Genomic DNA, 21,110 nt, shown 5'->3' with positions numbered 1-21,110 from the left:
GCCAGCGCCTTGTTTGCTCATTTCGTGGTGTCTTGCCCATCAGGAGGTTCTGCCGTCGTGTCTTCATCCGGTTCTCGCTCCAGTGTCACGCCTCATGCCCAGGCGGTCTCCGCAGAGCATGCGCCAGCCTCCACAGCTTCCGAGGCCTCAGCCGCGCCTGCCGCATCAGCTGCATCAAGCGAGGTCTTCTCGCTGCTGGCGCGCATGGAGGTCGGCGAGCTGACCCCGGAGCAGCACGCCGAGGTCGCGCGTCGCTGCCGCTGGCCTGACTGGCAGTCGCGCCAGATGAGCGCCAGCCAGGCCGCCGAACTGATTCACGATGGCATGACGGTGGGCATGAGTGGCTTCACGCGGGCGGGGGAGGCCAAGGCTCTGCCGCTGGCGCTGGTCGAGAAGGCGCGCCGCGAGCCGTTCTCCATCACGCTGATGACCGGTGCCTCGCTGGGCAATGACCTCGACGGCCAGATGGCGGATGCCCACATGCTGGCGCGACGCATGCCGTTTCAGGTCGACCCGGTGCTGCGCCGCGCCATCAATGCCGGCGAAGTGATGTTCATGGACCAGCACCTGTCCGAGACGGTGGAGCTGTTGCGCAATCACCAGCTGAGCGACATGAATGTCGCGGTGATCGAGGCCAGCGCCATCACCGCCGATGGCGGCATCGTGCCGACCACTTCGGTGGGCAACTCGGCCAGCTATGCGATTCTCGCCGACAAGGTGATCATCGAGCTCAATCTCGAGTCGCCGGCGGCGCTTGAAGGACTGCACGACATCTACATTCCGCAGATGCGCCCCAGCCGGCAGCCGATTCCAGTGGTCGCGCCGGACTCGCGCATCGGCACGCCGTATATCCCGATGGATCCCGCCAGAATCGCCGCCATCGTGCTGACGCGCGGCAGTGACAGCCCCTCGACCTGCACGCCGCCGGATGACGGCACCCAGCGCATGGCGGGCCATCTGGTCGAACTGCTCAAGCAGGAAGTCGCGCTGGGGCGTCTGACACCGGCATTGCTACCGCTGCAGGCGGGCATCGGCAGCATGGCCAACGCGGTGATGAGTGGTCTCAAGGAAGGGCCCTTCGAGCACATGACCATGTACTCGGAGGTGCTGCAGGATTCCACCTTCGATCTGCTGGATGCCGGCAAGCTCGATTTCGCCTCCGGCTCCTCCATCACGGTCACCGAGGAGCGCGGCCGCACGCTGTGGAAGGACCTCGAGCGCTATCGTGATCGCCTGATCCTGCGCCCGCAGGAGCTATCCAATCATCCGGGCATCGTGCGGCGCCTCGGCGTGATCGCGGTCAATACGGCGCTGGAATTCGATATCTACGGCAACGTCAATTCCACCCACGTCTGCGGCACGCGGATGATGAATGGTATCGGCGGTTCCGGCGATTTCGCGCGCAACGCCCAGCTGTCGGTGTTCATCACCAAATCACTGGCCAAGGGCGGTGATATCTCGAGCGTGGTGCCGTTCGCCAGCCACGTGGACCACACCGGGCACGATGTCGATATCCTGGTCACCGAGCATGGGCTGGCGGACCTGCGCGGCCTGGCACCGCGCGAGCGGGCGGTGCAGGTGATCGAGAACTGCTCGGACCCGAGCTATCGCCCTGCGCTGCGCGCCTACTTCGAGGAGGCGTGCCGGCGTGGCGGCCACACCCCACATTGTCTGGAGCAGGCGCTGAGCTGGCATCGCGAGGTAGAGGTGAAAGGGCATATGCGCGCCATGCGCACGGCACCCGAGTCAAGTCTTGAAGAGGCGGCCCCGTCGCTGCCGGATGCCACTGCCTGATCGCACGCCAGGCAGGGCGCTTGGTAGAGACAACCACAGGCAGGGCACTCTCAAACAGGGCACTCAGTAGAAACAACCAGGACGAGCGCTGACAGGCGGCCTACTGATCGAGGCCGTTTTCCAGGCGCTCGTCTTCGCATTCCGGGCTACCCATCTCGTAATCGCGGCACAGCTGCGGGCGGCGGTCGTAGATGGTGCACATCAGCGTCTCGCGGTCGACGGCGGCACACCAGCCATCGTCGAGGCGGCGCATGACTTCGCCGCCCCATTCATCCTCGTCGATCAGGTAGTCCGGCACGCCGGTATCGGTGAGCAGGATGACCTCAAGTCGGCAGCAGCAGGCCTGGCAGTTGCTGCAGGCGATCTCGTGATTGGCGGGTGTCGCAGCGCCGGCAGTGGCCGGCGAGACGTCGGTAATCGGAATATTCATCGGGTCAGGGTCAGCCACAGTGAGTCAGGCGCCAACATCGGCACGCTTCAGCCGGCAGTGAAACACACTCACGCACGGATTACTTGTAGACCTTGTCGATGCCTTCCCAGTAAGTCTCGGGATCACGATCGCGCGTCATGTCGTACAGCTGATAGCGGCGGTTGAGGCGTGCGCCACCATCACGGGTCAGCGGTGCCCAGGCAAAGCCGGTGCTGCCCTTGCTGGAGGTGGTGAAGAAGGCATCCAGCGGGATGCTGACGTAGAGCCCCTTGTCGAAGCTACCCTCGCCGTAGTCATCGCCGGCATCGGTCAGGGTCGCCCAGGCGCCGACGCTGACTCCGTTGGAGAAGCTGCGCGAAAGGTCCAGCGTCGCGCCGACATCGCCGGCCAGATAGCGCCCCACCGAGCCCTTGACCAGCACATCGTGCCAGCCGGACTGCCAGTAGGCGGTGGCATGACCGGTGGTGACCGAGTAGTCACGCAGGCCGAATTGCTGGTCGAACTCGCGCTGGCGGACGCGATTGATATCCAGCCCCAGCGCCAGCGAGCTGTTCATCGGGCGATAGAGCAGCTCGGCACCGACCCCGGCATACATCATCTCGAGAATGCCGCCATAGGCCTGGGCGTACCAGTCGCGCCCGAACTGGTGGGTGCGGTTGTACTGCAGGCTGGTGATGCCCAGGTCGGTTTCCTTGATGTATTCCCCGACGTAGGTGCGCACACGCGGCAGCTCGGAATCGGCGATGTACTCGTAGCTGTCGAAGTTGTCGGCGAGCTGATAGGTCGCCACGCCGGTGAACCAGCCATTGCGGTCGGTGCGCCACAGGGCGTCCAGCTGCAGGTTGAGCTGATAGAGGTAGCCATCGGGACCGCCGAAGTTCTGCTTGAGGCTCGGCGAGAAGCCCCAGCTGAAGCCGAACGGCTCGCGTGCCAGCTTGACGCCATCCCCTGTCGCCTGGCGTGCCGCGTCATCGGCGCTATTGGGCGAGATGGCACGGGGCGAGGCGGCATGGGCGGTGATGGAGTGCTCGTATTCGGCGCCGAAGCGACGATCATTGGCGGCGGCCACGAAGGGCTGGCGCGGATGCTCATCTTCACGCAGCGCCAGACCATTGCTGCTCAGGCGATAGCGGAAGGTGGTGATCTCGGCGGGCAGGCGGTTATGCAGCACGCGGTTGGCGCGGCCTTCGGCCTGCAGGTCATCACGGAAGCGCGTCGCCTCGGCCTCGACGATCAGGGTGTCGCCCTCGACCCGCAGCTGTGACACCTCAAGCCCACTCTGGGCGCGCAGGGTATCGGCCAGCGCGTCCCAGTCGACGTCGGCAAGGCGCGGGAGATCTTCTGCCTGCGGGCCGTCAGCTGCGCCCGGCTCGAGCGGGGAGTCCGCGGGCGCGCCGCTGAACGAGTCGAGTGTCAGCAGGCGGCCTTGCTGATCCTTATTCGCTGATGGCTCTCTGTTCGCTGACGGCTCTTCATGGGCTGACGGCTCTGCCGCCACGCCTGCCGGTTGGGCAGCGCTGGCGGTGGAGGCGGAGGGCGCTGTGCCCGAGGAGGCGTTCGCGTTGAGCGAGCGCACGCGGAAGGCTTCGGGTGTCTGGTCGTTGCGATAACGGCTGTGGGTGCTGGGGGCGACCGCTTCCGGCGTGCCGTCGTCCTTGGCCTGGGCGAGCCCGGCCAGATTGGTCGATAGCGACAGCCCCAGCATGGCGGTGTTGCCTCGCTCCCAGCCGCCATGCAGCGACAGGCTGTCATTGACCTTGACGGTCGCGCCCAGATTGACCGGCGAGTCTTGCTCGATCTCCACCGTCAGTGGCTCGTCGGAGTAGTCGTTGCCTTCGTATTCCAGCATCAGGGTCAGCGGGTCCCAGGGCGTCTGGTATTCGATGCCGCCGAAGACGGCCGGGCTGCCGCTGAACATGCTGCCGAGCTGGAAGTCGCCGCCGTCATCGCTGGTCGAGTCGCTGCGCGTCTCAAGGCTGCTTCTCACCACGGCCAGCGGGTTGCTGAAGTCGCCGCGCGTGCCCAGATAGCCCCAGCCGAGGCCCAGGCTGAAGTCGAGGTCGCCGTAGCGCTTGCTGGCGACCAGATACTCGGAGCTGAACAGGCCCGTACCGCCGAGATCTCGCAGGCCCACCGCGACTTCGGGCTGATAGCGGCCTTCCTGCAGCAGGCGGAACTTGGTGTCGAAGGATTTATCCAGGTAGTCGCGGTCCGGGGCGGCCGCGCCATAGCTGACAGTTTCCACCGAGACATAGCGAAAGCCCAGCTCCATCCAGTCGAAGGGCGCCGCATTGACGCTGAAGCGCTTGTAGGGCTGGGTGCGGCTGTAGGTGAAGCTCAATTCGCCCTGGGGCGCAAAACGCGCCGTGGGCGTCTGCATCAGGCCCACGCCACCGAAGTCGCTCTGGGATTCGCCGGTCGCCGCATGGGCGATCTGCGCGCCCAGCAATCCGCCCGCCATGCCGAGTGCCAGCCAGCCATTGCGTGCCAGGGCGGGGCGCTGCTCGGGGCTTGAGTGCGTAACGTGATTGGCAGGGCGAAAAGGACTCGACATGGGCGTCTCGCATGCACGCAAGCCAGGGGCTCACGTACGTGAATAAGGGATTGGGTTCGCGGTCAGGCGCAGTGTGCTGCGCCGGGGCAGCCTCGCCGGCTAGCGCGGGGGTGTCATGAGGTCGGTAGCTCCGCGGCGTCCAGCTGCCAGCTCTGGCAGGCATGGCCCGGCAGGCGGCTGGCAAGCCAGGCCGGTAGCGCCTCGTTCACCCACTGCTGCGCGGTGTCGATGCCCGGCGTGCTGATCACCACGCTGGCGCCGGGGGCAACGGGCAGGTCGGCGTCGCCGCTGGTTAGACGATTCCAGCTCGCCACCGGGCGGGTCAGCACCTGGCCCTGCGGCGTCACCAGACTGACCTCGACGGCTGGCCCGATACCGCCGGCAGTGGCGCGCTCGTCGATCAGGACGTCCAGACTGAGATTGGGCGTCCACTTGCGTTCGTGAACCCCGGTGGCGTCCAGAATCACCACGCTGCGCGGCGCCTGGCAGGCACCGACCACCATGCCCGGGGCGATGCGGATCGCCTGCGGGCCATCGCGCATGTCGCGGCGCGGGTCGAGCTGACCCGGCAGGCGTGCCACCACGGCGTCAGTGTCCGGCGCGCGGCCCTGCTCGACATAGGCCTGCCAGGCCTGCAACGCCTCGGCGTAACGTGCCTGAGGGCTTTCGTCCTTCGCGCCGACGGCGTAGCGCGCCGCGATCAGTTCGAGCTCGGCGCTGACGCGGTTGGCCCGCGCGGCCATCTGCTGGCGAATCAGCGGCGTGCTGACGAAGCTGTAACGCCAATCCAGCGCTTTGGATGGCGCCAGGCCATCCCATTGCGCCTGCAGTACCTGACTGGCCAGCGGCGTGCTCGCGGCACTGAACGGCAGCGGGGTGTCAGCAGCGCTCGCCAGGGGCGCGGCCAGCAGTGTGCTCAGCCCGAGCGGCAGCAGGAGGGCGGTGCTGTTCAGGCGGGCCTGTGATGACAGACGGGCCAGCGATGAGAAGACGGGGATCACCATGCCTTGGCGACCTCCCAACCGAACCGCGGGCCATCGGGCCAGGCCGTCATGTCGGCCGCCCAGACGCGATTCTCGTCGCGCCACAGGTCATTGCGCGTGGTGCTGCCGTCGTCCCAGCTCAGAATCTCGCGGCAGTGCTGCAGCGGCAGTTCTGCCAGCGGCAGCGAATAGGGGGCGGCGGCCTCGCATTCGAGTCGCGCCGTGGCCTCGTGTACCTGCATCACGGCGACGTCGTCCTGGCGCTGGCTGCCGGTGGAGGCGGCATCCTGACGCTCCAGCCGACGAGGGTAGGGGGACAGCGCACTGACACTGACCTGATAGGTCGTGCCACTGGCCATCAACCAAGCCGGACGCGCCAGAGCGCGCCCGGTAGTACTTTGCTCACGCCTGTCTGCCACATCACGCGCAAAGCCTGAAGTGGCGGACAGGACGCCATCGCGCAATTCGAGGATGCCGCGGTCGCGACTCTCGAAACGCGCGATGCGCCCATTGCCTTCCAGCGTCGCCAGAACCACCAGCGCGGTGTTGTTGGCATGCTTCAGCTTGAGAGAGGCATAGGGCAGCTCGCTGGCACGTGTGGCGTCAAACTCGTCCTTGCCCATCACGTCACTGAGCGAACTCGAGACGATCTGGGCACAGCCGGAAAGCGACACCAGGCACGCGAGGGTACCGAATGCCGCCAACGACCTGCTGCGCAGGACACGGGAGACCACCGAGGTAGCCGCCGTGCCCCGCGCAGGGCTTGAGAACGTGAAGCGTTGCGTCACACGTGCCATCTTCATCAGCGAGTCCCGGTTGAACCAGTGGTGCCGGTTGTCCCGGTGGTACCGGTCGTGCCAGTGCCGCCGCCGACGGTGCCGGTGGCCGCACCTGCAGCGACGCTGCCGCTGCTGGCACTCGGCGTCACGCTGCCGGTGGCATTCTGGCTGGCAGTGCCGGTGCCGGCTGCGCTACCTGTCGGCACAGTGCCGGTAGTGCCAGTCGTGCCAGTGGTGCCGGTGGTACCGGTAGTCCCAGTCGTACCAGTCGTACCAGTGGTGCCGGTAGTGCCGGTAGTCCCAGTCGTGCCGGTCGTGCCGGTGGTACCAGTCGTGCCGGTAGTCCCAGTCGTACCGATGGTGCCGGTCGCACCCTGAGGCGCTTCTTCTTCCGCGATGGCATTGCCAGCGAGAAGCAGGGCACCTGTCAGGCCGATGATGGCTCCGAGATGTGTCTTGCGCATGGATAACTCTCCTTGATGAGCATTGTCGGCGGTCAGCCGACCAGGGAGGGATGTCAAACCACGACGTGATGACTCAAGGACTGAGGCATCGGCGTCGAGGCTGCCAGCAGATGCTGGCGATCATCCAACCTGCTGCTGAAGATATCGATAGAGGAGAAGAGCGCCGTCCCTGACACCATCCCTGGCATCCTCCGTGGCGCGACCTCGTCCTGAGGTGTTCCTGTCATGACCGTATTCCCTGGTCATGCGCTTGCCGAAATTCATCGTTGCGCCTTGCTGTCTGCGTCTGACAGTCCTGTCAGGTGTCAGCCGCTGAGCGGTTGATGCAGGAAGTCCTTCTCCGCACAGACACAAAGCCGATGAGTCGTGGCAAAGCGAGGCTCATGTTAACGAGAATATGTGAACTGTCTAGCGTGAAGCCTTGCGTATTATTCGCGTTGATCGCTTGAGGATTATTTATGTAAAAAAGAGTAATTGGGGTGTGGATGATTGGCGACGTGACTGTCGATGATCCACCGGGCGCTACGCCAGACGGGGCCCGCGTGGCGACTGGAATCCTGCGCTTGAGTGTGTCGCATTGCCGACGAAATGGGGTTTGGGGTGTCTGTCATCGGCAACGCGTCTTTCGTGGAAGTGGCGACATCGAGCGTACTTGCGGCGCTACAAACCAATGTTTTTATTGGATTTTTGTAACAGGGCGCTGATTGGCGGGAGGCGTGTATCAGGTAAAATGCACGGCAGACAGGGTTTGGTCACCTTGCCAAAAACGCCACGAATGGCGTGATCCAATGCACGGCGATGCCACGGCATTGGTATTACTGATTCAGCGGCAGATCCTCTGGCAGCTCCATGGGTCGTGGGCTGTGGTCGAAAGAGGTGTGCCGCATTTTGGTAAAAAAACTACAGAAAGTTTGCTCTGCAATGGCGCTGAAGATATTGCCCAAATGACAGCAAGAGTGGCATGAAGGCCGCCATGCAGAGAGTGGTGTCAGAGCCGCAAGTGGAAAGCACATTGAATGCACCTTCCGTCTGAGCATCGTCGGTTGCGGTTCAGGGTCGTGTTCTGAGTATCTTGAACGATGCGCCTACATTCTGACTGGGGATGACGGCGGGATATGACAAGCCATGTGCATGATTCATATGGCGGAAATATCGCTGTAAGCGTTGAGGGTCACACTGGCGCAGCGTGAATGAGGTCGCAGCAGCCAGTCGAAAAACGCCAGTCGCAAGACACCGAGACCGCCAGGGTCCGGTACCTAAATGCACGAGGGCCCACCCTCGGCAGCCGCGTGACAGCCAGGCAAGGCCGGCGACACGCATGACGCAGCAGGAACTGAAGACGTTATCGAATCCATCCCGGCGGCCATGTGCGGCGGGGGAAGGCGCGATGATCATGGCACTGGGGTGCCGGGTCATCGGGCCTGTCGACTCAACGGACTTCAGATGAAAAATGCACTGATAGCACGACTTCTGGGCGCCAGCTTGAGCATCGGCGCCCTCACCGGGCTCGCCGGGTGCGTCTTCGCCCCCGGTGGCAACATCGACTACGACACCAGCGCTGCGCCGGTGGACGACATCGTCGATGTGGAACCGATCACCTTTGGCCTGATCAAGGCCCAGGCGCGCGCAGACGCCGAATCACGCCAGTCCAATGGCGATGACAAGCAGCGTCGTGAGCTTGAAAAGGCGCTGGCCCAGGAGCTCAACAGCAGCACGCGCGCCAGTCTGGCACCGGACTATCAGTACCGTGTCGGCCCCGGCGACATCCTGACCATCATCGTCTATGACCATCCCGAGCTGACCTTGCCGACGGGTTCCGAGCGCAGTGCGCAGGAAGCCGGCAACGTCGTGCACGCCGATGGCACGCTGTTCTATCCCTATGTCGGTCGCGTCAAGGTCAGTGGCATGACGCTGGACCAGATTCGCCGTGATCTCGGCGAGAAGCTGCAGCCCTACCTCAATGCGCCGCAGATCGACGTCAAGGTCGCCGCCTTCCGCAGCCAGAAGGTGCGGATCACCGGCGAGGTCCAGTCTCCCGGCGTGCAGCCGATCAGCGATGTGCCGCTGAGCCTGCTGGACGCCATCGCGGCGGCGGGCGGTCTGTCCGAAGACGCCGATTGGCACAACGTGGTGCTCAAGCGCAATGGCGAAGAGACCACCATCTCCCTCTATGAGCTGCTGGCCGAGCGCAATGGCGCCAACGATGAGGCGGGCAATGATCGCCTGCTCAAGGATGGCGACACTCTCTACGTGCCGGACGTCGGTACCCAGAAGGTGTTCGTGATGGGCGAGGTGGACAAGTCCATCAGCCTGCCGCTGGGCAGAAGCCCGATCTCGCTGACCGATGCCATCGCGCGTGCCGGCGGCATCAAGGAAAACTCCGCCGATGCGTCGGGCATCTTCGTCATCCGTCGTGATCGTGAAGACCCCGAGAAGCTGGCCACCGTCTATCAGCTGGATGCGCGCAATTCCACGGCGCTGATTCTGGGCGCGGACTTCGGCCTCAAGCCGCAGGACGTCGTCTATGTCACCGCCGCACCGGTCTCGCGCTGGAACCGTGTGATTACCCAGCTGCTGCCGACGGTGAGTTCCATCTACTACAGCACCGAAATCCAGGACAACCTCGATACCCTCGGCCAGTAAGGCGAGGGGTCGTCAAGGCGTCCCTGCTCGGCACCGCCGTGGCCGGGCAGGACACCAGGAGAGTGACCCAACGATGTCGAACCGCAATTCCCACACCACGCGTCAGGCCTCGGCCAGCGAGTCGTCAAGCGTGCCCGCGCGCACCAGTCTTGATCTCGGCCGCATGCTGGGCCAGCTGTATGACAGCCGTCTGACGCTGGCGCTGATCACCGGCACCTTCACCGTGCTGGCGGTGCTCTACGCGCTGCTGGCCACTCCGATCTACAAGGCCGATGCGCTGGTGCAGGTCGAGGAGGGCGGCGGCAACATGAATCCGCTGCGTGATGTCTCCAGCCTGCTGCGTGGCGAGGCGCCGCCGTCCGAGTCCGAGATCCAGATCATCACCTCACGCCTGGTGCTGGGCGAGACGGTCAAGAAGGAGCAGCTGGATCTGGTGGTCAAGCCGTATCAGTACCCGCTGATCGGCACCTTCCTGCGCACCCACGAATTCGCGCGTCCGAGCTGGCTTGCCGGTTCCAGCATGGTCTGGGCAGGCGAGTCGATCGACGTGGCCAGCCTGGAAGTGCCGGCGGCCTGGGACGATGTACCGCTGACGCTGGTGTCGCTGGGAGAGGGTGGTGAGTACGAATTGCAGTACGACGGCGATGCGCTGGGCACCGGTGTGGTCGGCGAAGCCTCACGCTTCGATGGCCCGCTGGGCGAGGTGACGCTCAAGGTCAGCGCACTGGACGCGGCCAGGGGCGCTGAATTCACGCTGATGCATCAGTCGACCCTGGAAGCGACCAACGCGCTGCGTTCGCGCTTCGCGGTGGCCGAGATGGGCAAGGAAACCGGGGTATTGGGCCTGGCGCTGGTCGGCGAAGACCCGCTGCGTACCCAGCAGACCCTGCAGCGCATCACCGATACCTACCAGCAGCAGAACATCGAGCGTCAGTCCGCCGAAGCCGAGAAGTCGCTCGAGTTTCTCAAGAAGCAGGTACCGACGGTGCGTGAGCGCCTCGAAGTGGCCGAGAACCGTCTCAATGCCTATCGCGGCAAGAGCGATAGCGTGAATCTGGATCTCGAGACCAAGTCGGTGCTCGAGCAGCTGGTCAATATCGACAATCAGATCAACGAGACCCAGCTGGAAGAAGCGGAGCTGTCAGGCAAGTTCAACCCCAGCCACCCCAACTACGTGGCGCTGCGCAAGAAGCGTGCGGACCTGCAGCGCACCCGCAAGGAGCTGGAGAAGCAGGTCGGTGACTTGCCGGACACCCAGCAGGAAATCCTGCGTCTGGAGCGTGAAGTCGAGGTCAATCAGCAGATCTATGTGCAGCTGCTCAACAAGACCCAGGAAATGAACATCGCCCAGGCCAGCACCATCGGCAATATCCGCATTCTGGACGAGGCCGTCGCACAGCCACATCCGATCAGCCCGCGCAAGGCGATGATCGTGGTGATCGCGACCCTGCTGGGCGGCATGCTCGGAGTGGTCTTCGTGCTGCTGCGCTCCATGCTGCATCGCGGTATCGAGACGCCGTCGGAGCTTTCCGACCTGGGCCTCAATGTCCACGCGACCCTGCCGCTCTCCGAAGAGCAGGCACGCCTCAACCGTCGTCTGGCGCGTGGCTTCAAGCGCTTCACCGGGCGTGGTGTCGCCGCAGCGGCCAATGACAATGTCGCGCCGGGTCTGCTGGCGATCCGCAATCCGGCGGATCTCTCCATCGAGGGCCTGCGCGGTCTGCGCACCAGCCTGCACTTCGCGATGATGGAAGCCCCCGACAATCGCCTGATGATCTGTGGCCCGAGCCCGGGCATCGGCAAGAGCTTCGTGTCCGCCAACCTGGCCGCCGTCTGTGCCCAGGCCGGCAACCGGGTGCTGGTCATCGATGCCGACATGCGCCGTGGCCATGTCCACCAGAGCATGGCGGGTGTCCAGCACAGCGACGCCGCACCTGGCCTGAGCGACTTCCTGCTCGGCAAGGCCGACCGCGACAGCATCGTGCGTGGCATCACTGATCCGAGTCTGGCGATGTCCGAGACCGCCGCTGCGGCGCCTGGCGAAGGGGTGGCCGCCAATGGCGCGCCGAGCAACCTGTGCTACGTGGCACGCGGTACCTCGCCCTCCAATCCGTCGGAGCTGCTGCTGCAGTCACGCTTCAGCGACCTGCTGACGTGGGCCAGCGCCAACTTCGACATGGTCATCGTCGATACACCGCCGATTCTGGCCGTCACCGATGCCGCCATCGTCGGCAAGCAGTGCGGTGTCAGCGTGATGGTGACGCGCTTCATGCATAACTCGCCCAAGGAAATCGAAGCGGCACTGGAGCGCTTCGCCTCCAGTGGCGTGCACGTCGATGGCGCGATTCTCAATGCGGTCGAGCGCAAGGCCACCACGACCTACAGCTACGGCTACAGCTATCACGATTATCAGTACCAGGGTGGCGCCAAGGGTTAGCGGCCACTTGCATTAGAGCCCGCGAACCCGATGTCCGAGACTGCGTGCCTCGTTGGCAGTGGGGATCGGCAGTCGAGGCGAGAGCCGAGGCAGTACGGGTGAAGCATCGGGTAGCACGCCGTCGAGCGACGGCACCAGCGGCTCCGAGCGTGATGAACGGAACCACAACACGAACGCAAGCCAAGGGGGTAACGGCATATGAATACCACGACGAACCATGCAAGCTCCGGGCTGGAAGGGCGTCAGCGCCACTCCCGCATGTACGAGCGACTGATGTTCAACTCGCTGTGTCAGGCCATCGTCGGTCTGATTCTGGCAGTGGGTGTCCCGCTGCTGCTGATCAATGGCCTGCGCCCGTGGGTCAGCGAGATGCGCATGCACAGTGTCATCGCCGCCAGCGGCGGCTTCCTGCTCGCATTGCAGGCGATTCGTCACATGTCGCGCTACCCCGGCGCCAAGGCCTTCGCCTACGTGCTGCCGGCCATCACCATCAGCTATCTGCTGGCGATGAGCGTGCTGATCGCGCTGGATCTGCGCTTCAGCCGCATCGTGCTCGGCAGCTCGTGGCTGGCGGCGATGCTGATCTGCTCCATCGGCTTCTGGGCCGAGCAGCGCACCCGCATCCGCAAGCTGGCCGTGGTGCCCTTCGGTGACTATCGCAGCCTGTTCACCACCCGTGGGGCACGCTGGAACCTGATGCGCGCGCCGGACCTGGGCGAAGAGCGCTACAACGGCGTGGTCGCCGATCTGGAAGCCGACATGCCGGCAGAATGGCAGCGTTTCCTGGCCAACTGCGTGCTGCATCGCATCCCGGTCTATGACGCCAGCGAAGTCCGCGAGTCGCTGACCGGTCGTGTCGAGCTCGATCAGGTGCGTGAGAACAGCTTCGGTCAGCTGGCCCCCAACAGTGAATATGAGCTGTTCAAGCGTCTGTTCGACATGCTGGCCGTGCTCGCCGTGGCACCGTTCGTGCTGCCGATCTGCCTGGTGACCGCCGTGCTGATCCGCCTCGATTCACCGGGTGGCGTGTTCTTCGTGCAGGAACGTGTCGGCCAGGGTGGGCGTCCGTATCGCATGTTCAAGTTCCGCAGCATGTGCCACGACAGCGAGAAGACCGGCGCCCAGTTCGCCCAGGCCAATGACATGCGCGTGACCCGCATAGGTCGCGTGATCCGCAAGACCCGCATCGATGAGCTGCCGCAGTTCATCAACGTGCTCAAGGGCGAGATGAGCCTGATCGGCCCGCGTCCGGAGCAGGTCAAGTTCGTGAATGAATTCGCCGAACAGATTCCGTTCTACAACTACCGTCACGTGGTGCGTCCGGGCATCACCGGCTGGGCACAGGTCACTCAGGGCTATGCCTCTGACGCCGACGAGACCCGCGAGAAGCTCGAGCACGATTTCTACTACATCAAGCGCTTCTCCGTGTGGCTCGACCTGCTGATCGTCGGCCGTACCATCAAGACCATGCTGACCGGCTTCGGGGCACGCTGAGCATGCTGACCGTCAGTGGCTATTACGTCGGCTTCATGGCCCTGCTGGTGGCAATCCTGCCGCTGGCCGCCAACGAGCGCACCCGCATGGTGGGTGCCTGGTTTGCCGGTGGGCTGTGTCTGGCGTTCATGGCATTGCGTTACGACGCAGGGTACGACTACTTCTCGTACCGCCAGATGGCCACCTGGCAGGTCGACCTGAGCTTTCTCGAGCCCGCACCTGCTGCCCTGGCGCGCATGGCGCGGGCCTGGGGCGAGCCGCAGCTGTTCTTCATCATCACCGCCATCCTCTACGTGTCGTGCTTCGTCTCGGCACTGGTGATGAGCCGTCGCAATCTGGCCTGGTGCCTGCTGTTCTTCGTCTGCCTGCCGCTGATCTATCTGTCGGCCTTCGGGTTCGTGAAGCAGCACGTGGCGATTGCGCTGTTCATGCTGGCGATGGCGTGTCTGGAGCGTGGCATGCGGCTGCCCGCGCTGGTGCTGATGCTTGTCGGCACCAGCTTCCACTACACCCTGGCACTGTATCTGCCCCTGCTGGTGATCTATCCGCTGCTGCGTCGTGCCTACCCGTTCTGGCTCTACCTGGGGTTGCTGCCACTGTGCTTCGTGGCCGGGCCGCTGGCCAAGAGCGTACTCAGTGCGCTGGGCCTCTATGCGCATTATTTCGAGGATTTCTCCGGCGGTGGCGAGAAGCTCTACGTCATCTACCTGTTGATCTGCCTGGGCACCCTGGTGCTGTGGAAGCATTTCCGCCTGTCACTGGACCCCTGGGCCTTCAACCTGATGTTCATCGGCGTGGCGCTCTACACCCTGTTCATCACTTACGGTGAGCATGTGGCACGTGCCAGCTATTATTTCCTGCCGTTCGCCATCTTCGTCATCTGTGACGTGATCGAGCACTTCCGCGACAAGCTGTTGCCCAGTCTGATCAGCGGCGTGCTGATGATGGCGCTGTTCTTCATGTCGCTGAAGGTGGCGGCCGGCAATCAGGACCACGATTTCTTGAACAACTACGAGTTCTATTTCCTCAGCGATGAAGCCCTGGTCGTCGGCAACGGAGGCCAGTCATGAGCGAAGCGCTGATCTTCTCGCTGTTCAATCTGATGGCGCGCGGCCTGTCCTCCGCCGCGGGCCTGCTGCTGGCACGTGCCGTGGCGCCGGAGGCCTTCGGTGAATACGCACTGGCCCTCAACTACGCGGTATTGCTGGGCGTACTGGCGCGCATGGGCGGCAACGAGGTGTTGCTGGTCACCCGCGACGGTGCCAGCGCGTCGGCACTGCGCCGCTGGATGGGCGTCGGTATCTCGCTGTATGCCTTGCTGGCGATCGGCTTCGCCGTCGGCATCGCGCCGCTGCTGGGTCTGTCGGCCTTCATCTTCGCCTTCTGTGCGCTGCGCGCCGCGGCGGAGCAGGTCGGCCTGCAGATGATCAACTCACGCCTGCAGCGTCAGGAGCGCCTGGGTCGCGTCAATCTGATGACGGTGCTGATCTCGCTGGCGGTGGCGATCGCCGTCGCCTGCGCCGCGGGCCCGGCGCTCTATCATCAGGGCGTCGAGCTTGTCACCGGCGCCGAGTTCAGCGCTGACCTGACCACCCCCGCCGGCTTGTTCGGCCTGGCACCGGTGCCGACCTTCGTGATGGTCAGCGCCATCGCGCTGGTCATCGTGATGGCGCTGGGCATGTGGCTGTCGCGTGATGCGCTGGCGGACGCCCGGGCCGAGGCCGACGCGGCGGCTGGCCATGAGGGCGCGGACCAAGAGGGCGCGGGCCAGCGTCGCCTGCCGAGCAAGGCCGATTTCGCGCGCGGTCGCGGCTTTCTCTACAACAACCTGATGTCGTTCGCCTACCTGCAGGCCTGGGTGATTCTGGCCGGGCTCGCCTTTGCGCCCGCTCAGGTGGCCAGTGTCTCGGTGGTGACCTCCATCGTGTTCGCGCTCTATGTCTTCCCTACCAGCCTGTATCGCTACTACCTGCCCAAGCTGACCCACGGCGATGCGCGCCTCAAGGAGTATCTGGTCATCGCCAGTGGCTTCGCGCTGCCGGTGGCGGGAGGACTGGCGCTGATCGCGCCGTGGCTGGCGGAACACTTCCTGAGCGGCGCCTACCCGCGCCTGACCCTGACGCTGCGCGCCTTCGCGCTGGTCTATCTGGTGCACGCCTTCGTCACCTGCGCCTTCACGCGTCTGGCCGCGCTGCGCCTCAACGGCAAGCGCCTGCTGTGCCAGAGCACCGGCGCCACGCTGGTGGTCGGCGGGGGCCTTGCGATCGCGGCGCTCAATCACTCGCTGGGCAACGCGTCCGGCGACACCGGCAGCCTTCTGGGTGTCGATCTCTACAGCCTCTTCCTGTGTGTGCCGGTCGCCGCCGAAGTGGTGATGCTGGCGATGGCGATCCTCTTCCAGCCATCACTCTCCCGCGGCGGCAAGGCACACGAAGACAACGCTGCGGCGAGTGCCTGAGCCTGACCGGGCTTCACGAGCGCAGCAGGAATCGGAAGGTCAGCATCTGTGCCTTCCGGTTGATGACATGACGGCGATGCCGGGCATGCAGACACAGCCCTCAGGCATCGCGCGTTCGAATCGCGACATTACGGACAGAAGGACGAACAGCATGGCCAAGATATGCATGACGCACGGATGGCATGACGACAACAAGGGCGACTCCGCCATCCTGATGGGCACCATCGACTTCCTCGATCAGCTGATCGATGCCGAACAGGGCCGCAGCGATGTCTCCGGCGCCGGTGTGGCCAAGGCCGAAGGCCACCGCATCGACATCCTGCCCATCGATGATCAGGTGTTCGCCACCGAGCGCGGCCCGTTCCGCCATATCCGTCGCCGCTACCGTGAACGCGTCACCGTCGGCCAGCCGCTGATGCCGCCGATGCGTGACAAGCTGCGCTTCGTGACCTCGCTGCTTGGCCTGGGCGCCAAGATGATGTTCGGCAAGCAGGGCAAGAGTGGCAACGACATCATCGACGCCGCGGACCTGGTGGTCGTCAAGGGCGGTCATATCTTCCACAACGGCAGCTTCAAGAAGACGCTGTCCTCATGGCTGGCGCTGATCGGCTATCTGGCGCCGGTGATGCTGGCCCGCAAGGCCGGCAAGCGCGTCTTGCTGCTGGGTCACTCCTTCGGCCCGTTCAAGACCCCGGCCCAGGAGCGCTTCTTCCTGCGCACCCTGAGCGATTGCCTGGTGGTCTCGCGTGAGGAAATCACTCACGCCATGACCCAGAAGGCCGACCCGAAGCTGCCGCACGCGCTGCTGGGCACCGACATGGCCTTCGCCATGGCCCCGCGCGCCAGCGACGAGCATGCCGCGGTCAAGGCGCCGAATGGCGTGGCCTCGCCGTACGCCGTGATCACCCTGCGCGACTGGTGGGGCCTGGATCAGCAAGCCTTCGCCGAGCGTGTCGAGGTGCTGTCGCGCTCACTGCTGGAATCCCGCGAGCGTCTGGGTATCGAGCGCCTGCTGGTGGTACCGCACGTGCTGGGCCCGACCGATATCGAGAATGACCAGCGCATCTCCCAGCTGGTGTTCGATCATCTGCAGAAGGCATTGGCCACGGCGGGCGGTGAAGACCTCGCCACGCGTGTCGAGCTGGTGCAGGGCGATCCGAGCCCTGACGCGCTGGTCGATCTCTACCGCGATGCCCAGTTCCTGGTCGGCACCCGCTTCCACTCGGTCATCTTCGCGCTGATGTCCGGCACGCCGGTCTACGCGCTGTCCTACTGCGGTCCCAAGGCGCCGGGCATCATGCGTGACTTCGGTCTCGGCGACAGCGTGCAGGACATCGAGAACTTCGACCCGGCGCGCATCGTGGCCGATATCGAACAGCTGGTCGCCGACAAGGCCTTCCCGGCGCTGGCCGAGAAGGTCATCGCCGAGAAGCTGGCGATCACCGCCGACATCACGCGTGACTTCCTGCGCCGTGCACCGGGACGTGCCGGCGTCTGGGGTCAGCGTGAATTGAAGCTCAATGACGCTGCCTTCCCGGCACCGGTGGCCACTGCCACCACTGCTGCGCCAGTCAATTCTGCGCCGGCCGATGCCGCAGCGGCCGATACCATGGCCGCGGATGCGCCTGCCGGCGACAACAGCGCGACTGCCGCTCACGACAGCGAGCCTGTCGTGCGAGGAGCCTGATATGGCACATGTCGCTCTGTTGATTCAGGACATCAGTGCTTGTGGTGGCGTCGAGAAGGTGATGCATGGTCTGGCGCGGGACCTTAGCGCCAGCCACCGGGTCACGCTGGTCTCGGTGCGCGAAGGCGAGCCCTACTGGGGGCGTCTGGAGGGTGTCGAATATCGCACCCTCGGACTGCCAGCCACCGGCACGCGCCAGAACTTCCGCCATTGGGTGACGCATCTGCGTCGCCTGATGCTGGAGGAGCGGGTCGAGGTGATGGTCAGTGGCTACTTCGCCTTCCATCTGGCGGCGCAGCTGGCGGCACGCGGTACCGGTGGCGTCGATGGCGAGGGGCGCCCGCGTCCGCGCACGCGCATCATCGCCCAGGAGCACAGCGCCTATCATCACGACCGCCGTGCCAAGCGCATCGTCAAGCAGCTGGCCTATCGCCACCTCGACGTGCTGCAGGTGCTCAATGAGGTCGATGCCGAATGCTGGCGTCGCCGCGGCCTCACGCCGACGGTGATTCCCAATTATCTGGATGACCAGTGGGCGGACGAGGCACGCAGCGGCTGCGAGCATCAGGTCGATGTGGTGATGGTCGGGCGTCTGGCGCCGATCAAGCGCCTCGATCTGGCGATTCGTGCCTTCGCGGATTCCGGCTATCGTCGCGGCCGCCTGGTGGTGGTCGGTGACGGCCCGGAGCGTGAACGTCTGCTGGCGCTGTGCAACGAGCTGGGGCTGCGCGTCTTCCAGGGCGCCAACGACAGTACGGTGCCTGCCGGCACTCAGGTGCTGTTCACCGGCGCGCTCAGGGATGTCTCCCACGAGCTGCGGCGTGCACGCCTGTTGCTGCTGACCTCGGAGCGCGAATGCCTGCCGATGAACGTGATCGAGGCCAAGCGTGAGGGGCTGCCGTGCCTGTCGCGCCCGGTGCGTTCCGGCCCGCTGGCGCTGATCGAGCATGGTCGCGACGGGATGCTCAGCGCGGAACCGGATGGCAGTGAGGATGCCGCCATCATCGCCGAGCTTGCCCACGAGCTGGCGCGCCTCGAGTTCGATGACGAGCTTCTGCTGCGTCTCTCGAACGGTGCCTGGCAGAGCTTTGATCGCTACAGCGCACACGCGGTGCTGCCGCAATATCAGCGTCTGATCTCGCGTCTCGCGCCGCCGACGCCCGGCGATGCGGCGACTACCGAGCAGGCGCATCAGGACTCATCCGCAGACACGCGCCCAGACACACACTCGCGTCGCGTTCAGCGACAGCCGCTTGAGGAGAAGGCCCATGGCTGATGTCTCCGTCATCATGCCCAACTACGGCTATGACCGCCGCCTGCACGCCGCCGTCGACTCGGTACTGGCCCAGAGCGAGCCGGTACGCGAGATCCTGATCAGCGACGATGCCTCACCGGATGGTGCCGCCAGTCGTCTGCGTGACGACTTCGCGGCGCTGGACACCGCTGGCGTCGAGATCCGCGTGCTGGAAACCGACACCAACGGTGGCCCGGGTCGGGCACGCAACCGTGCCATCGCCGAGGCCAAGGGCCGCTACATCGCCTTTCTGGATGCCGACGATGCCTGGCTGCCCGAGAAGATCGAACGCCAGATCGCCTTCATGCAGGACACCGGTGCCGGGCTTTCCTACACCGGCTACGAGATGGTCGACGAGCAGGGCGAGCACGTCTCGTACTTCGCGCCGCCCGAGCGCCTGACGCGCGATGACATGCTGCGCTCCAACTCCATCGGCTGCCTGACCGCCATCTATGATGCCGGTCGTTATGGGCGCTTCTACATGCCGACGATCCGCAAGCGTCAGGACCTGGCGCTGTGGCTGATCATCATCGGTCAGCTGGGCCCGGCGCAGGGCATGCCGGAACCGCTGGCGCGCTATACGCGTCGCGAGAGCAGCGTGTCGTCCAACAAGTTCAAGGCCGCCGCCTATCAGTGGCGTCTGTATCGTGAGGTGCTGGGGATGGATGTGATCAGCGCCAGTCGCAACTTTGTCCATTACGCGGTGAACGGTTATGCAAAACATCGTTGAACAGGATGTCGCGGCGTCCGCGACACCTTCCACCGAGTCCACGGCGGCTTCCCGCCACGCCGATGCAAGCGCGCAGCCGACCCTCGACTCGCGCCCGCGCGTGTTGGTCGGGGCACGCCAGGTGGATGACAGCGCGCGTCGCCAGGTGCCGGAGCTGACCTTCCTGATCTCGACCCTGGATGACGGTCTCTACAGCGTGCCACGTCATGATGCACTGCCCGGGGCGCGTTTCCTGATCGTGCATCAGCTGTCTGACCCTGCGAGCCGCGAGCAGTACCGCGAGTACGCGCTGGCCAATTTCGATAGCCGTTTCGAGTACCTGGCGATCGACGGGCGGGGTCTGTCGAAGAGTCGCAACACGGCGCTGGCCGCCTGTGCCACGCGCTACGCCTATGTGCTGGATGACGACATCGAGCTGCATCCCCAGGCTGTCGCGCTGGTGATGGAAGCCTTCACCTGCACCGAAGCGGCCGCGATTAGCTTCCCCCACGTCAAGGCCTTCCCGCTGCATGAGCGAGACCCGGATCGGCCCGCGCCACCGGTGTCCTTCAAGACCCACAGCCTGATGTCACTGGCGCGCGTGCGCTCGGTCGACATGGCGCTGGATCTCTGCCAGTTCCATGCACGTTTCGATGAGCAGTTCGGCCTGGGCACCGATCAACCCTCCGGCGAGGAGTTCATCGTGCTGAGCGATGCGCGTCGTCAGGGCGCGCGTCTGATGCGTGCCAATCTGGGCATCGTCGCCCATGCGGGGGTCACCTCCGGCAGCGATTTCTACAGCACGCCGGCCAAGGCGCGCACTAAGGGGCGCATGTTTGCCCGCGCCACCGGCAGTCGTTTCTCGCCGTTGTCATTGGCCTTTTTCCTGCGCAAGGCGCCGGTCGCCATGAAGCATGGCCACCTGGCGACCTTCGCGAAGCATTACTTTCGCTGATGGCTGCCGCACCGCTGACGGCTCTCATTTGCTGATGGCTCTGATTTGATGGCGACTCTAGCGCGAAGGCATGGCCATCCATGAGATGGCCATTGCCGCCCGGGTAGTCAATTGATCAAGCGGCATATCAGGGAAGTTGCGACAGGCAGGATCAGAAAGATAAGTCACAAGTTATATAGGGTCATGTTTTGGATCATATTGCGCCCGACAGGATGACTTTTCACGAAGTTGCTTTATAACAGAGCCACACTTCGGGCAGCGATGATTGCCCGTCACTGACTCAAGCGGCGCGTCTTTTCCCTGCGAGCTACCTGCAATCACCTGCGAGCCTTCTGGCCCGTGGGCTGGGTAACCTCGCGCCGCTGTCACGAAATATCGCTGTTCAATGGGGGTGGATCCTCTTGCACAGGACATTGTCGGCATTTCATT

Annotated in this window: 16 protein-coding genes; 11 read left to right on the top strand and 5 right to left on the bottom strand. The window is 64.5% G+C overall.

Going from position 1 to position 21,110, the window contains the following annotated elements; genetic code table 11:
- Nucleotides 1–57: 57 nt before the first annotated feature.
- Nucleotides 58–1,794, top strand: coding sequence for an acetyl-CoA hydrolase/transferase family protein (locus H2O77_RS11930; protein WP_240548595.1), 1,737 nt, complete (start codon nt 58–60; stop codon nt 1,792–1,794).
- A gap of 100 nt (nt 1,795–1,894) precedes the next feature.
- Here H2O77_RS11930 and H2O77_RS11925 read toward each other — a convergent pair whose 3' ends face one another.
- The 5 genes from H2O77_RS11925 to H2O77_RS11905 all read right to left on the bottom strand — a co-directional run bounded on the left by H2O77_RS11925 (nt 1,895) and on the right by H2O77_RS11905 (nt 7,004).
- The gene (locus tag H2O77_RS11925) at nt 1,895–2,224 is read right to left on the bottom strand and encodes a YkgJ family cysteine cluster protein (protein ID WP_054556269.1); all 330 of its coding nucleotides are present in this window, start codon (nt 2,222–2,224) and stop codon (nt 1,895–1,897) included.
- A gap of 79 nt (nt 2,225–2,303) precedes the next feature.
- Nucleotides 2,304–4,778, bottom strand: coding sequence for a YjbH domain-containing protein (locus tag H2O77_RS11920; protein ID WP_215823175.1), 2,475 nt, complete (start codon nt 4,776–4,778; stop codon nt 2,304–2,306).
- 113 nt (nt 4,779–4,891) lie between these two features.
- Nucleotides 4,892–5,782, bottom strand: coding sequence for a hypothetical protein (locus tag H2O77_RS11915; protein ID WP_215823174.1), 891 nt, complete (start codon nt 5,780–5,782; stop codon nt 4,892–4,894).
- Nucleotides 5,776–6,564 carry a YjbF family lipoprotein gene (locus tag H2O77_RS11910; RefSeq protein WP_215823173.1) on the bottom strand — a complete coding sequence of 263 codons (789 nt, stop codon included), beginning with the start codon at nt 6,562–6,564 and terminating at the stop codon, nt 5,776–5,778. The genes H2O77_RS11915 and H2O77_RS11910 overlap by 7 nt, the downstream gene beginning before the upstream one ends.
- Nucleotides 6,564–7,004, bottom strand: coding sequence for a hypothetical protein (locus H2O77_RS11905; protein WP_215823172.1), 441 nt, complete (start codon nt 7,002–7,004; stop codon nt 6,564–6,566). Before H2O77_RS11905 ends, H2O77_RS11910 begins: the two co-directional genes overlap by 1 nt.
- 788 nt (nt 7,005–7,792) lie before the next feature.
- Between H2O77_RS11905 and H2O77_RS11900 the strand changes: the two genes are divergently transcribed.
- From H2O77_RS11900 to H2O77_RS11855, 10 genes are all read left to right on the top strand, one after another.
- The gene (locus H2O77_RS11900; protein ID WP_160317867.1) at nt 7,793–7,969 is read left to right on the top strand and encodes a hypothetical protein; all 177 of its coding nucleotides are present in this window, start codon (nt 7,793–7,795) and stop codon (nt 7,967–7,969) included.
- Between the two features lie 478 nt (nt 7,970–8,447).
- A complete protein-coding gene (locus tag H2O77_RS11895; protein ID WP_215823171.1) occupies nt 8,448–9,647 on the top strand; it encodes a polysaccharide export protein in 1,200 nt (399 codons plus the stop codon).
- Nucleotides 9,648–9,720: 73 nt separating this feature from the next.
- Complete coding sequence (locus H2O77_RS11890; RefSeq protein ID WP_215823170.1) at nt 9,721–12,084, top strand: GNVR domain-containing protein; 2,364 nt, start codon at nt 9,721–9,723, stop codon at nt 12,082–12,084.
- Nucleotides 12,085–12,282: 198 nt separating this feature from the next.
- Nucleotides 12,283–13,578: a sugar transferase gene (locus tag H2O77_RS17935; RefSeq protein ID WP_052384635.1), complete on the top strand. Its 1,296-nt coding sequence runs from the start codon at nt 12,283–12,285 to the stop codon at nt 13,576–13,578.
- Nucleotides 13,579–13,580: 2 nt separating this feature from the next.
- Nucleotides 13,581–14,648, top strand: a complete 1,068-nt coding sequence (locus H2O77_RS11880; protein ID WP_215823169.1) for an EpsG family protein — start codon at nt 13,581–13,583, stop codon at nt 14,646–14,648.
- On the top strand, nt 14,645–16,036 hold the full coding sequence (locus tag H2O77_RS11875) for a hypothetical protein (protein ID WP_215823168.1): 1,392 nt from the start codon (nt 14,645–14,647) through the stop codon (nt 16,034–16,036). The genes H2O77_RS11880 and H2O77_RS11875 overlap by 4 nt, the downstream gene beginning before the upstream one ends.
- 151 nt (nt 16,037–16,187) lie before the next feature.
- Complete coding sequence (locus H2O77_RS11870; protein WP_159055858.1) at nt 16,188–17,723, top strand: polysaccharide pyruvyl transferase family protein; 1,536 nt, start codon at nt 16,188–16,190, stop codon at nt 17,721–17,723.
- Nucleotide 17,724: 1 nt separating this feature from the next.
- Nucleotides 17,725–18,999, top strand: coding sequence for a glycosyltransferase (locus tag H2O77_RS11865; protein WP_215823167.1), 1,275 nt, complete (start codon nt 17,725–17,727; stop codon nt 18,997–18,999).
- Entirely contained in the window at nt 18,992–19,747 is a 756-nt protein-coding gene (locus H2O77_RS11860; RefSeq protein ID WP_043334128.1) for a glycosyltransferase family 2 protein, read from the top strand. Before H2O77_RS11865 ends, H2O77_RS11860 begins: the two co-directional genes overlap by 8 nt.
- Nucleotides 19,731–20,681, top strand: coding sequence for a glycosyltransferase family A protein (locus tag H2O77_RS11855; protein WP_043334129.1), 951 nt, complete (start codon nt 19,731–19,733; stop codon nt 20,679–20,681). Before H2O77_RS11860 ends, H2O77_RS11855 begins: the two co-directional genes overlap by 17 nt.
- Nucleotides 20,682–21,110 lie beyond the last annotated feature (429 nt).

The organism is Cobetia sp. 4B (assembly GCF_018831605.1).
In the GTDB taxonomy this organism is placed as follows: domain Bacteria; phylum Pseudomonadota; class Gammaproteobacteria; order Pseudomonadales; family Halomonadaceae; genus Cobetia; species Cobetia amphilecti.
Note: the sequence above shows the minus strand (reverse complement) of the source record. Positions and strands in the feature narration are given on the sequence as shown.